This window comes from Nocardia sp. NPDC055053 (genome assembly GCF_053608285.1).
Window position 1 is genome coordinate 83,527 of sequence record NZ_JBSGVD010000013.1, and the last position, 13,998, is coordinate 97,524.

The window sequence follows — 13,998 nt, forward strand, 5'->3', positions numbered from 1 at the left end:
CCAATAGTCGGAGCTCGGCTTTCCGTTGCACAGGCATCAACTTCCCCAAGGTGCTGGTGCCGTGTACCAATTGCCGCAGGGTGCGTGTACCACCTGCCGCGGTCTCGGATACGCGAGCGGGCCGCCTCGGAGAATCTCCGGGGCGGCCCGCTACGGGTGGTGATTACAGCGGCAGGACGTGATGCTTTCGGGGATTGCGCTGGATCTTCTTGTCCTGGAGGAGCTTCAACGCTCGGCGGATTTCGAGGCGGGTGGTGGCCGGTTCGATGACCGCGTCGATGAAGCCGCGTTCGGCGGCTACCCAGGGGGTGGCGATGTTGGTGTTGTAGAAGTCGATGAGGTTCTGGCGGATGGCGGCGCGCTGGTCTTCGGGGGCGGCGGCGATCTGGGCGGCGCCGAGGAGGCTGACGGCGCCTTCGGCACCCATGACGGCAAGGCGGGCGGTCGGCCAGGCGAGGTTGATGTCGGCGCCGAGTTGCTTGGAGCCCATCACCGCGTAGCCGCCGCCGTAGGACTTGCGTACGACGAGGGTGATCTTGGGGACCGAGGCCTCGACGTAGGAGAACAGGAAGCGGCCACCGCGCTTGATCACGCCGACCTTCTCCTGTTCAACGCCGGGCAGGAAGCCGGGGGTGTCGACGACGAAGACCAGCGGGATCTCGAACGCGTCGCACAGGCGCACGAAGTGCGAGGCCTTGTCGGAGGCGCGCGCGTCGAGCGCGCCGGCCGAGGCCAGCGGCTGGTTGGCGACGACACCGACGGTGTTGCCGTCGACGCGGGAGAAACCGGTGATGATGTTCGGGCCGGTCTCGGCGCTGATCTCCTTGAACTCGCCGTCGTCGAAGATGCGCAGCAGGATCTCGTGCATGTCGTAGCCGGCGTTGTCGGAGTCGGGCATGAGCGTGTTCAGCTCGCGGTCGGAGTCGGTGATCTCCGGTTCCAGGCCGGGATTCACCACCGGCGGCAGTTCCTGGCAGCTGCTCGGCATGTAGCTCAGGTACTCGCGCACCCAGGTGAACGCCGCCTCCTCGTCCTTGGCGACGTGGTGGATGTTGCCGTACTCGGCCTGCGTGCGCGCACCGCCGAGCTCCTCGAGGCTGACGTCCTCGCCGGTGACCTCTTTGATGATCTTCGGGCCGGTGACGAACATGTGCGCGGACTCGGTCGCCACCACCACATCGGTGCAGATCGGCTCGTACACAGCGCCGCCTGCGCAGTTGCCGAGGATCAGCGAGACCAGCGGCACCATGCCGGACAGCGGCTCGAGATTGGTCGCCATCCAGGCGTACCAGGCCAGCGAGCTGATCGCTTCCTGCACGCGCGCGCCGCCGGAATCGTTGATGCCGACCAGCGGGATGCCGACCTTGGACGCGTACTGCATGATGCCGCACAGCTTGCGGCCGAACGCCTCACCGACCGAACCGCCGTAGACGGTCTGATCGTGCGAGAACACCGCCACCGGACGACCGTCGACCATGCCGTGGCCGACGACGACACCGTCACCGTAGAGCGCGGTCGGATCGCCGGGCTTGCGGACCAGGGCACCGATCTCGACGAAGGTGCCCGGGTCCATCAGCATGTTGATCCGGTCGCGGGCACTCGGAATGCCCTTCCGCGCCCGCTTCTCGATCCCCTTCGCGCCTGCGGGCTCTTTGGCGAGCTCGAGGCGCTGATGTAGATCGGCAAGCTTTTCGGCGGTGGTGCTCACTTCTCTCCCTTGGCGGAAATCGCAGCCAGCTTAGCTGCGAGGTCGGCTCCGATCTGACCGATCCGCGGTTCATCGACGATCTGCAGGTGATCGCCCGGGATGTGGACGATCTCCAGGTTCGGGACGTATTCGTCCCAGCCGCCGTTGGGCTTGCGATCGGCGAAGCGGGGCTCGAGCTCGATCGCACCGTCGTGGTAGCGGTCGGCCAGGTAGAGCACCACGTCACCGTCGTACTTGCGCGGGCGCACCTGCTGCAGCGCGCGGTTCTCGATCCAGGAGGTGCGCTGGTGTTCGAGCACACCGCCGGGGATCTTCGCGCCCGACAGCTTGATCAGGTCGCTGATCATCGAGAACTGCTCGGCGTCGGAGGCCGCGGCCAGTTCCTCGATCTGATCACGGTCGAGCTCGGCAGGGACGTTGTAGGTCTTCTTGGCGAAGGCCTGGTAGCGCTCGAGGCGGCGCACGCGCTCCTCGGGGCTGTTGTCCTCGTCCTCGACGGTCATCGCGAGGTCAATCAGACCGACGTAGCGCACGTCGGCGCCTTCCTCGCGCAGCAGCTGACCCACCTGCAGCGCCAGCACCGCGCCCAGCGACCAGCCGTACAGCACGTACGGGCCTTCACCCTGGATCTTGCGCAGCTCGGGCAGGTACTGACGGGCACGTTCCTCGATGGAACCGTCGACCCGCTCGATGCCGTACATCGGGGTGTCGGCGGGCAGTCGCTTCAGCAGCGGCTCGTAGACGAGGGTGTTGCCACCGGCCGGGTGGAACACGAACACCGGGGTGGCGGTGGAACCCTCGACGCGGGCCCGCAGCGGACGGATGAAGCCGTCCACGTCGGCGCCGCTGTCCTGCAGGTTGCGCACGACCTCGGAGAGCTGCTCGATGGTCTCGCAGTCGAGTACGTCGTCGACGGTGACCTCCGCACCCACCCGCTCGGTGAGGCGGGCCGCCATCTTCTCGGCGACCTCCTCTTCCAGGATCGGGAGGGTGTTGAAGATGCCGCCCGGCGAGGTACCGGTGACCACGGCCCAGGTGGCGTAGGCGAGGCGCTCGGCCGCGTCACGTGGCGGGACGTTGTCCTCGTCACCGGCCGGGGCCGAGTAGTCGACGTCCGGCACGACCTGCTCGGCGGCGGGCGCAACCTCGGCGACTGCGGGAGCAGCGGCTTCGGCAGCAACCGACACCGGCGCCGCATCCGAAACCGATTCGGCGGCAGCAGCTTCCGACGGCAACTCAGCACCGGCGGCCTTCGCGGCAGCCAGCGGATCATCGCCCGCGGCAATCGCGGCACGCGCAGCCTCGACGAAGTTGGCGTCGACGCCGATCTCGACGTCCTCACCGGCCGCCTTGGCAGCAGCCTGCTTCTCCGCCATCGCCGCGACCTCGTCGCGATGCTCGATCGCGTACCGCAGCACCTTCGACACCTCGGTGAGGCTGGCGTCGCGCACCGCGGAGATCTGCAGCTGCGGAATGTCGAACTCGTACTCGACGCGGTTCTTGATCCGCATCGCCATCAGCGAGTCCAGACCGAGCTCCATCAGCGGGATCTCCATCGGGAGGTCCTCGACGGCGTAGCCCATCGACTCGGCGACGATGACGCACAGCCGCTGCTCGATGGTCTCGCTGCCGTTGGGGTCCCAGCGGTCGCTGGTCGCCACGGCCACCTCGGCGGCGGTGGGTTCGGCGGCGACGGCCGGAACGGCAACGGCGGCAACGGGTTCGGGCAGGGCGGCACCGGAGGTGACGACCGCGTCGAACAGCAGGGTGAACCCGGCCGGGGTCTTCGCGTGCACCTGCACCGACGCACCACCGAGGTGCGGGGTGAGCGTGGTGGTCAGCGTGCCGGCGGTCGGCAGCGCGGCGTGCGGGTGCGAAACCGTCACGGCCACATCCGAAAGCACCTGCGCGGCAGCGGCTCGCACCAGCGCGGTCAGATCGGTGACCGACCCGGCCTGCACCTCCCAGGCGTGGCGCCCGTCCGGCATGGCGACATGCGCGCCGGGCACGCGGCTGTTGCCACCGCTCGCGGCGAAGGTGGCCTTGGGCCAGTACTGCTTGCGCACGAACGCGGTTCGCGGCACATCGGCGTAATCACCCTGCGGCAGCAGCGAACTCAGGTTCACGGCGTGGCCGTGCACGTAGAGCTGAGCGAGCGCGCCGATGACACCGGCGGACTCGTCTTCCTTGCGCTTGAGCGTCGGGATCAGCTGCGCGTCGTGCACACCCGCGGCGAAGGTGGTGCCCAGGACCTGCATCAGCGCGACGGAATTGGGCGCCAGCTCCAGGAACGTGGTGTGCCCTGAGTCGACGGCGGCCTTGATCGCGTTGGTGAAGTACACCGAGTGGCGCATGTTCTTCACCCAGTAGGGCTCGTCGTGGATCGGGTCGGAACCGGGCTTGAAGTACAGGCCCTCGTGCACGGTCGAGTACAGGCCGGTCTTCAGCGAGGTGGGCTCGATGCCCGCCAGTTCGGCGGCGAGCTCGCCCAGCAGCGGGTCCATCTGCGAGGTGTGGCCGGCGCCGCGGGTGGGCAGGATGCGGGCGAATTTGCCCATGCCCTCCACCTCGGCGACGATCTGCTCGACCTGCTCGCGCGGGCCGCCGATGACGGTGTTGGTCGGCGCCGCGTACACCGCGCACTCCACGTCGGGGAAGCGCGGCAGCAGCTCGGCCACATCGTGGGCGCTGAGCTCGACGAGTGCCATATTGCGCACGTCGTCCTCGGTGATCATCTGCTCGCCCTCGCCCATCAGGCGCGAACGGGCGCAGATCACGCGCACCGCGTCCTCGAGGCTCAGGCCGCCCGCGATGTACGCGCCGGCGACCTCACCCATCGAATGACCGACAACGGCAGCGGGTTCCGCGCCGTGCGCGCGCAGCACCGCGGCCAGACCGAGCTGGGTGGTGAAGATGCCGACCTGGCAGGTGCCGACGTCGTAGTCCTGCTCGTCGTCGAGGAACATCTCGCGAATCGAGTAGCCCGCCTCGTCCTGCACCAGCTCGTCGACCTCGTCGACGGTCTTGCGGAAGATCGAGTTCTCGTTGTAGAGCTGCTTGGACATCTTGCGGTGCTGCGCGCCGAAGCCACACATCACCCAGACCGGCGCGGCGGCCGCCGGGGAATCGGCGGTGAACACACCGGCGCCGGGCTTGCCCTCGGCGATGGCGCGCAGACCGGCGACGGCCTCTTCGTGCGTCTTGGCGAGCACCACACCGCGCGAACGGTGATGGCTGCGCTTGGCCAGCGACCGGGCGACATCGGTCAGCGGCACGTCCTTGCCCGGACCCTCCAGCCAGTCGGCCAGCTCGGCGGCGGCGCGCTTGCGGCGCGAGGGCAGATAGGCGGAGACGGCCAGGATCACCGGCAGCGGCTCGGCGCGCTCGCCGTCCCACTCGAGCGCGGCTTCCGCGTCCTCGGCGGCGGCGACGATCGCGGCGGCCTCGGCGACCACATCGGTGGCCTCCTCGTCGGCGAGCTCGTGGGCGGCGACCTGCTCGGGCGTCACCTCGACATCCGGAACGACCGGGGTCGGCACGTATTCCTGCAGCACCACGTGCGCGTTGGTGCCACCGAAACCGAAACCGGAGATGCCGACGGTCGCGACGCCGCTGTAGCGCGGGTACTCGGTCGGGGAGTCGACGACCGCGAGGTTGGCCTGCTCGAACGGGATGTACGGGCTCGGGCCCGCGTAGTTGATGTTCGGCGGAATCACGTTGTGCTGGAACGACATCAGCACCTTGGCGAGGCTGGCCGCGCCCGCACCGGATTCGAGGTGGCCGAAGTTGGTCTTGACCGAACCGATCAGGACGGGCTTGTCGGCGTCACGGCCACGGCCGACGACGCGGGCCAGCGCCTCGGCCTCGATCGGGTCGCCGATGGGGGTGCCGGTGCCGTGGGTCTCGATGTAGTCGACCGAGGACGGGACGATGCCCGCGTCGCGGTAGGCGCGGCGCAGCACGTCGGCCTGGGCGTCCGGGTTCGGCGCGAGCAGGCCGTTGGAGCGGCCGTCGTTGTTGACCGCCGAGCCCTTGACCACCGCGTAGATGTGGTCGCCGTCGCGCTCGGCGTCGGCGAGCCGCTTGAGCACGACCAGGCCGGCGCCCTCGGAGCGGACCATGCCGTCGGCGTCCTTGGAGAACGCCTTGATCCGGCCATCCGCGGAGGTGCCAGGCCCGAAACCGAGCGTCGGGAACGGCATCAGCAGCATGTTCACACCGCCGGCCAGCGCCAGATCGGCGTCGCCCTCCCGCAGCGCGCGCACCGCCTGGTGCACCGCGACGAGGGTGGACGAGCACGCGGTGTCCACGGTGACCGACGGGCCACGGAAGTCGTAGAAGTAGGAAACCCGGTTGGCGATGATGCCGTTGGAGCTGCCCATGATCGCGTAGCCCTCGGCCGACGCGGGCACATCGGGGTCGGTCTCACCGAGCGCGAGTGCGGCGATCATCCCGAAATCGCTGGACGAGGAACCGATGAACATGCCGACCGGCGCGCCCTTGAGGTCGCTCGCCGGAATCCGCGCGTGTTCGAGCGCCTCCCAGGTGAGCTCCATCATCAGACGCTGCTGCGGATCCATCCGCTCGACCTCGACCGGCGAGGTCGCGAAGAACTCGGCGTCGAAGCTCTTGACGACGTCCTGGTCGAGGTAGCCGCCTCGGGTCTTGCCCTCGGCGACGGCCGCGGCCACGGTGGGGTCACTCAGGAACTCGGACCAGCGGCCCTCGGGCAGCTCCCGGATCGCGTCACCGCGACCGATGATGAACTCCCAGGTCGACTCGGGCGTATTGCCCGCGCCAGGCAGACGCGTCGACAGACCGACCACCGCGATGTCGTGCGCCTCGCTCGGCGTGAACGCGGCGGTGTAGTCCTCGTCGTTCTCGGCGGCGGGCTCCGGCTCACCGTTGACGATGATCTCGGCCAGCGACGCGATCGTCGGATGCTGGTAGATCACCGTCGGGGCGAGCGAGACACCGGTGTAGTCCTCGATGTCGCCACCGAGGGCGAGGGCATCGCGCGAGGCCAGCCCGAACTCCTCCATCGGCCGGTCGACCGTGATCGCGTCGACCGACTGCCCGGTCGCGTCCGCGACCCATTTCCGCAGCCAGTCGCGCACCTCGGCAACCGAGTGATCACCCGCAGGGGTGCTCGTCGCGGGAACTTCGGGGTTCTGGGTGGGCGTGCCCTCGTTGTCAGCCATCAATTCCTCAAGCTACCTGTCTGCGTACAGGGCGCGCCGTGGAATGACGCCCGACGCGGGTACCGCGCCGAGCGTCATCACCGAACCGGTCGGCCGATTACTCTTCCGGTGCATCGGGGAAAGCCTGCTGGGTGTAACCACCGCGCAGCGTTCCCTCGAGGTAGGCGGCCTTGCAGGCCCGCCGGGCAATCTTTCCACTGGAGGTACGCGGGATGGAACCCGCGGGGACCAGCAGGATGTCACGAGCGGTCACGCCGTGGCGCAGCGAGACCGCAGCGCGCACCGCATCGGCGATCGGGGCCGGGTCGGCCTTGCCCGCGCCGGGACCACGTTCGGCCACGATGACCAGCTGTTCGGATGCGTCGTCGGCGTCGAACTTCAGGCCGGAGTGGCTGTCGGTGGCGAAGACCTCGGCGGGCAGCTGGTTGGCGGGCACCGCGAAGGCGGCGACGAAACCGGGCCGCAGCGCCTTGGACGCCTCCTGCGCGGAGTACTCCAGATCCTGCGGGTAGTGGTTGCGGCCGTCGACGATCACCAGGTCCTTGACGCGACCGGTGATGTAGAGCTCGCCCTCGAAGTAGACGCCGAAGTCGCCGGTGCGCATCCAGTCCGCGTCGGCGGCGGTGCCCTCGGTGTGCCCACCCGGCTGACGATCGGTGACCCGGTTGCGGAAGGTCTTGGTCGACTCGTCGGGGCGTCCCCAGTAGCCGATGCCCATGTTGTTGCCGTGCAGCCAGATCTCGCCGACCTGGCCGTCGGCCAGCTCGCGGCCGCCGTCGGGGCCCTCCACCGACTCGGGGTCGACGATCGCGGCCCACTGCGACAGGCCGACGTAACCGCACGAGACCTGCGCGATAGCGTTCTCGGCCGACTGCTCGACGCGGACCATCCGGCCCCTGTTGAGCTCGTCGCGGTCGACGTAGATGTATTTGGCCTCGTCCTCGGCCTTGGTCGCCGAGACGAACAGCGTCGCCTCCGCCATGCCGTAGCAGGGCTTGATCGCGGTCTTGGGCAGGCCGTACGGGGCGAAGGCCTCGTTGAACTTCTTCATCGACGAGACCGTCACCGGCTCGGAACCGTTGATCAGGCCGATGACGTTCGACAGGTCGAGCGACTCGCCCGCCTTCGGCACACCACGCGCCGCGGCGTGCTCGAACGCGAAGTTCGGCGCGGCCGCGAACGTGCCTGCCCCGTCGGAGACGGCGGCGAGCTCGTTGATCCAGCGCGAGGGGCGGCGCACGAACGCGCTCGGCGACATGATGGTGATGAACTTGCCGCCGACCGCGGGCAGGATGACCGTCAGCAGGCCCATGTCGTGGAACAACGGCAGCCAGGTGACACCGCGCGAGTTCTCGTTCATGTTCAGCGAGTTGATCATCTGCAGCAGGTTGGTGCCGACCGCGCGGTGGGTGATCTCCACACCGGCCGGAACGCGGGTCGAACCCGAGGTGTACTGCAGGTAGGCGATGTCGTCGATCGCGGTGTCGGGACGCACCCAGGAATCACCGAGGGTGTCCGGGATGGCGTCGACGGCGATGATGCGCGGACGCTGCGCGGCGGGCAGCGAGCGGAAGAACTGGCGGACACCGGCGGCCGATGAGGTCGCGGTGAGGATCGCCGAGGGCTCACAGTCACCGAGCACGGCGTGCAGCCGGTCGGTGTGGCCCGGCTCGTCCGGGTCGAACAGCGGGACCGAGATGGTGCCCGCGTAGATCGCCGCGAAGAAGGAGATCACGTAGTCCAGGCCCTGCGGCGCGAGGATCGCGACCCGGTCGCCCGGGTTGGTCACCTGCTGCAGGCGAGCGGCCACCGCGCGCAGCCGAACTCCGAACTCCTGCCAGGTCAGCTCGTGCACCTCACCGTCGCGTTCCCGCGAGTAGTCGATGTAGCGGTACGCGAGCGTGTTCGCGTCGTTACGGGTGTGCTTCTCGACGTGATCGACCAGGGTCCGACCCTCGGGAATGATGAGGTTCCCGGTTTCGTCCAGGTAGTCGTCGAAAGTCTCTTCCATTCCTTCTTCTCCTCCGAGGCCAAGACACCGGTGAATTTCCCAACGCACTTCGGCGCTGACACCCGTGAGGCCCCGACTCGCTATCGCCACCGGCCCCCGGACGACGCCGTGCGTGCATCCTGACAACCTGCGGATTTTCGAGCGGTCTGCGCGGTGACCGCTATCGGCTAGATGTTCTCAAACCAGAGTCATGTTACAGAGAACCCCCGCTCAGTCCTCCCGCAGCAGCGGAATGACAGGCGCGAAAGCGTCCATCTGGGTGGGGAAGATACCCACATACGACATCGACGTGAGTTCGCGCACACGTTTGATCTGTTCGGCGATCTCTTCGAAGCTGCCGATCGCGACGTACGGCGAATTCAGGATGTCTTCCACCGACAGCTCCACGTCGACCTCGAGGTCGGGGTGCAGGCCACGGCCGATCGCGTTCAACGCCATCTCCGCGGTCTTCTCCCGGTCGTCGGTGATGACGATCGCGGTGATCGCCCAGTTGAGTTCGATGTCGGCGAAACGGTCACCGGCAGCGGCCTTGACGATGTTGACCTTCTCGATCGTCTTCTCGAGCGTGATGCCCGACAGCAGGCCCTTACCGTTCTTGGTGGTCTGCGGGACGATCGAGACGATGTCGGCGTGCTTGGCCGCCAGCGCGAGCATCTTCGGCCCGCCGCCACCGGTGCACAGCGGCGGACGCGGGCCCTGCCGCGGTCGCGGGGTGCCCTTGATACCGCGCACCTGGTAGTGCTTGCCCTCGAAGTTGCACTCCTGACCACGCAGCAGCGTGTCCAGGATGGTCAGCGACTCGTCGAGCTTCTCGAGCCGGACGCCGGGCCGTTCGAACGGGATGCCCGCGTTGTCGAACTCCTCCTTGATCCAGCCCGCGCCGACGCCGACCTCGAGCCTGCCCTTGGACAGCACGTCGATGGTGGCCAGGTCCTTGGCGAGCACCACCGGATGGCGGAGGCCGTTCGCCAGCACCGAGGTGCCGAGGCGGATCTTGTCGGTCGCCTGGGTCAGTGCGCCCAGCGCGGCGATCGGCCCGATCTGGTCACCGAGGTGGTCGGGCACGAAGAAGGTGTCGTACCCGTATTCCTCGGCCTGCTGCGCAGTCTGGACGAACTTGCGTGCGCCGCCCTCCTGCTTGTTGCCCTCGCCCGCCGCTCCGAAGCGGAACGGACGCAGCGGCGTACCCAGCGCGGTCAACTCACCGACGGGTGCGGCAGCTTCGGTCATGAACTCATCGCTCCTGGCTGTTGCACGCTTTCGCGTACTAGGCGGTGTACTCGGGCTCGCCGCCTACTCCGCGGTAGCGGGGAGAGACGGCGCGATCACCAGCGCACTTTACAGCGTGCGGGCGAATGGGAGTGCGGATGTCACAGCGAGGCATGATCCATGGCAATTGCACACCCGGTGTGACTGTGACAACTCCGGCTTCGCGCCCACTCAGGAATGCGGTGGATGCGGCGCGTTCTCGATCAGGCCCGCGGCCCAGTTCACCGTCCACTGGGTGGCTGTGGTGCCCTGCCCGTCGACCGTGTTGGTGGCGTACAGCGCGTGCACCGGGTTGCCCGCGGAGCGGATCAGGGCGCCCAGACTGGTCAGCGCGTTGGCCGGGTTGAGCGCCTCGCGTGGCGCGTCACAGATCATGTCGCCGGGCGCGCAGATGGAGTTCACCTTCGGCGCCAGCGAGCCGAAACCGCCGGGACGGGCACCGGTCATGCTGATGCCCGGCACGTTGATTCCCCGCAGCGCGACCTCGGCGCCCTGGCCGGCGGGCGGCGGATCGCCGATCTCGGTGGGCTGGCCCGGACCGGTCTCGCCGGTACGGCGGCCGTCGGCGATGACCGTCACGCCGAGGACCTTGTCGGCCGGGATGGGTCCGTTGCCCGCGCCGATCTGCGCCGCCAGGTCACCGGCGATGACGGCGCCCTGGGAGAAGCCGGAGATGACATAGGTGGTCAGCGGGCATTCCTTGTGCCGCTGGGCCAGGATGTCGGTCGCCCGCGCCGTGCCCTCGGTGCGGCTGTTGTTGTAGGAGGCCTGGCCGTCCGGCGGGATCGCGATCGGGTTCGAGAACTGGGCCACGTAGGGCACCGTGTACACCTCGAGCCGGTTCTCCGGGAACTGCGCGCGCAGCGGCCCGCTGACGCTGAGCATCAGCGAGATCGGGTTGGCGGTGGGGTTGTACGGGTCGTCCTTGCTCGCCGACTCCCAGGTGCCGGGAATCGACAGCAGCATCACATCGGGACAATCCGCCGACTGCGACGTCGGTGGCGGCGGTCCGGGCGGCGTCGGCTCCGGCTCGCGCAACCGGCCTGCGAGCAGGTACCAGAGCAGCACGATGACGATGATCGCCAGGACGAACAGCGCCAGCACGGTCAGGCACCCCACAGGCCATAGCCTGCGGGTGCGTCGCGTCGGTCGGGGGTTCACTAGCAGTAGGTGGCGGTCGCGGCGGCGATGTAGATCTGAGCTGCCTTGTTGACGTCCATCTTGGCCGGGTCGAAGGCCGGGTCGGTGCCTGCCATCGCGGCGACGAAGGTCGCCATGTCGGCTTCACTCGCACCGGTGGCCTTCGTCGAGCAGATGTAGCTCGCCGCGGTCAGCGCGCTCGCCGGGTCGGCCGGGGTGATCCCGTTCTTGGCCAGCTCGTCGAGGAAGGCCTTGTCCTTACCGGCAGCGGGCGCCGCCGCGGCCGACGTGGTCTCCGGCGCGGCCTGCGGCTGCTCGGGGGCGGCGCTGGTCTCCGGCGCTGCGGTCGCCGACGGCGTGTGGTCGCCGTGGCCGCCTTCCGCTGGTGCCTGGGTGGCCGACGAAGCGGCAGCACTCGCGGTGGTGGAGAGGGTGGGCGTCTGCGAAGCGGTCGAGTCGTTGCCGCCACAGGCGGACAACAGGGCGACGGCAGCCAGGGCCGCGACCGATCCGGCAACCTTGCCAGGGATCCGATGCATGAAGATGTCTTTCCTCGATCGTTCGTCAGGGAAGCGGTCGCAGACCAGGCTAGCCGCACTATCGGCGCCGCCGGGTACCGCGCGACGATGCTCAGAGAGTTCTCAGCCCGAGCTCACACCCCGTGGACTTCGGTTTTGCCACTTCGCACCACGATGAACCCGGTCTGAAAGTTCTGCTGGATTCCGCCGGGAACGGCGAATTCGTCGGACACCGGATACCCCAGCCGCCCGTTCTCGAACCCCTGCTTACCCCAGGCGTCAGCGACCGCGCCCTTGCGCACCGACCAGGCGCCCGACAGCGGGCTCCAGTAGATGTTGCCGCCCTCGAACTGGCTGTACCGCCCGAGATCCTTCAGCGGCGCCTCGTCGGCCACCGGGAAGCCGAGCGGGCTGTTCTCGAAGCCGAGGGCGGCGTACCTGTCCAGGATGAAGCCCTGCACGCGGTGCGCGCCGGTGGCCGCGCTGTAGAACATGGGCCCGTGTTCGAAGGCCTGCACCACGCCGTCGCGGCTCGGCGTCGGTGCCTCAGCGGCCACCGGATAGCCGGCGGGTCCGCGCTCGTAGCCCTGCTTGCCCCATTCCTCGAGGATCGCGCCGCGCATCACCTGCGCGCCGGTATCGGGGGTCCAATAGATCGAGCCGCCCTCGAAGGCCTGCATCCGGCCGCGCCCGTCGGGCAGGCCCCGCTCGTCGCCGGTGGGCAGGCCGAGCGGTGAGAGCGGCCCGCCGACGCCCGTGTAGGCGCCGCCGATGCGGCCGGCGACCGGATGCGCGCCGGTCGCCGCGGAGTAGAAGACCCGGCCGTTCACGAAGTCCTGCACCACGGCGGGACCGAGGGGGTACTCGCCGGTGACACAGTTGCCCATCCAGTTCTGCGCCACCGGGGCGATCGCACCGGCCGTCGCGCAGGCGGCGCCGTCGGGGTCGGCGCCGAGGGCGGCCGCGGCATGCGGCCAGGACTGGCGCATCTCGAAGTCCCAGTACGGCCAGGTGTGCGTCCCGGCAGGCCGGTAGTTGACCTGGACCGGAATCGCGAGTTCACCCAGTTTGGTGACGAAGTTCTGGGTCGAGAGCCTGGACAGGATCTCGAGCCCGGTGCCCGACCAGTTGTCACTGGTCATCGGCACCGGACCGGGCTGGTCATGGGTGCCTGCCAGGCCACTGCCCGAGGACACGTACACGCTGATCCCCTTCAGCTTGTCGGCCATGCGCTCCGGATCGTGCGCCTCCCATTCCGGCCCGCCCGGCGGCCCCCACATCGCCGTGGAGTCGAAGCCGCCCACGCTGCGGACCGCGAACTCGATCGCCTGCGGCATACCGAGCGTCGTTGTGGTCAGCAGCCCGGAATACGACGCGGCGAACTTGACGAAATCCGGGTTGCGGGCGGCCAGATTCATCGCGCCGGTGCCGCCCATCGACAGACCCGCGACAGCGCGGACACCGGTGGTCCGCCAATCGCGTTCGAGCAGCGGCGGCAGTTCCTTGGTCAGGAATGTTTCCCACCGATAGTGCTTTCCGTTGCTCGGTTGCAGCCAGTCGGTATAGAAACTGGACTGTCCACCGACCGGCAGCACGACATTCACATTCTTGTCGGCGAAGAATCCTTCCGCGTCGGCGTCTTTGGTCCAGCCGTTTTCGTCGTCGGTGGCCCGGAGTCCGTCGAGCATCAGCAGCATCGGAAAACGCGCGTCGGGCCGCAGATGCCAATCCCTGGCAAGCAGCATCTGGACTTGGATAGAGGTGTTCATCGCCGCGGAGTGCACCCAGAGCGCAACCCGCCGGTCCGACAGCCACTCGAGGCGCTCGATCGCCGTGGCCGCACCGGGCTGAGCTGCGGCTACAGCGGGAAATACGGACTGGCCCAAGGGAAGCGCGATCGCCGTCGCCATGGCCAGTGGGGCGCCAAGTCGACACGCAAGGCGCCGCCGCGCGGACGGGCCGCGGTTCCTCTCCTTCTGCGCGACTCTCATCAGGTCGTTGTACCTCGCCAGGGGCGAGATAGGCGGCAGGCGCGCGGATGTAAGGAACGGTTCACTTCGGTCTGTGACCTGACCGAACGCCCAGTTGTGCAATCTTCAGCACGTGCCGAACATTCGGTCGATATCGATCTGGCGCCGATCCAGCTCCCCA

At 68.4% G+C, this 13,998-nt stretch carries 7 protein-coding genes; all 7 read right to left on the reverse strand.

Annotated elements, in window-relative coordinates:
* Positions 1-163 precede the first annotated feature (163 nt).
* The 7 genes from ACWF82_RS16200 to ACWF82_RS16230 all read right to left on the reverse strand — a co-directional run bounded on the left by ACWF82_RS16200 (position 164) and on the right by ACWF82_RS16230 (position 13,838).
* Positions 164-1,708 carry an acyl-CoA carboxylase subunit beta gene (locus tag ACWF82_RS16200; RefSeq protein WP_452501859.1) on the reverse strand — a complete coding sequence of 515 codons (1,545 nt, stop codon included), beginning with the start codon at positions 1,706-1,708 and terminating at the stop codon, positions 164-166.
* A complete protein-coding gene (pks13, locus tag ACWF82_RS16205) occupies positions 1,705-6,909 on the reverse strand; it encodes a polyketide synthase Pks13 (protein WP_452501860.1) in 5,205 nt (1,734 codons plus the stop codon). The genes ACWF82_RS16200 and pks13 overlap by 4 nt, the downstream gene beginning before the upstream one ends.
* A 97-nt stretch (positions 6,910-7,006) precedes the next feature.
* Positions 7,007-8,920: a long-chain-fatty-acid--AMP ligase FadD32 gene (fadD32, locus tag ACWF82_RS16210; RefSeq protein ID WP_452501862.1), complete on the reverse strand. Its 1,914-nt coding sequence runs from the start codon at positions 8,918-8,920 to the stop codon at positions 7,007-7,009.
* A 210-nt stretch (positions 8,921-9,130) separates the two neighbouring features.
* On the reverse strand, positions 9,131-10,150 hold the full coding sequence (locus ACWF82_RS16215; RefSeq protein ID WP_452501863.1) for an LLM class F420-dependent oxidoreductase: 1,020 nt from the start codon (positions 10,148-10,150) through the stop codon (positions 9,131-9,133).
* Between the two features lie 210 nt (positions 10,151-10,360).
* Entirely contained in the window at positions 10,361-11,308 is a 948-nt protein-coding gene (locus ACWF82_RS16220; RefSeq protein ID WP_452501865.1) for a cutinase family protein, read from the reverse strand.
* 41 nt (positions 11,309-11,349) lie between these two features.
* Positions 11,350-11,868 carry a DUF732 domain-containing protein gene (locus ACWF82_RS16225; protein ID WP_452501867.1) on the reverse strand — a complete coding sequence of 173 codons (519 nt, stop codon included), beginning with the start codon at positions 11,866-11,868 and terminating at the stop codon, positions 11,350-11,352.
* A 113-nt stretch (positions 11,869-11,981) separates the two neighbouring features.
* Positions 11,982-13,838: an alpha/beta hydrolase-fold protein gene (locus tag ACWF82_RS16230; RefSeq protein WP_452501869.1), complete on the reverse strand. Its 1,857-nt coding sequence runs from the start codon at positions 13,836-13,838 to the stop codon at positions 11,982-11,984.
* Positions 13,839-13,998 lie beyond the last annotated feature (160 nt).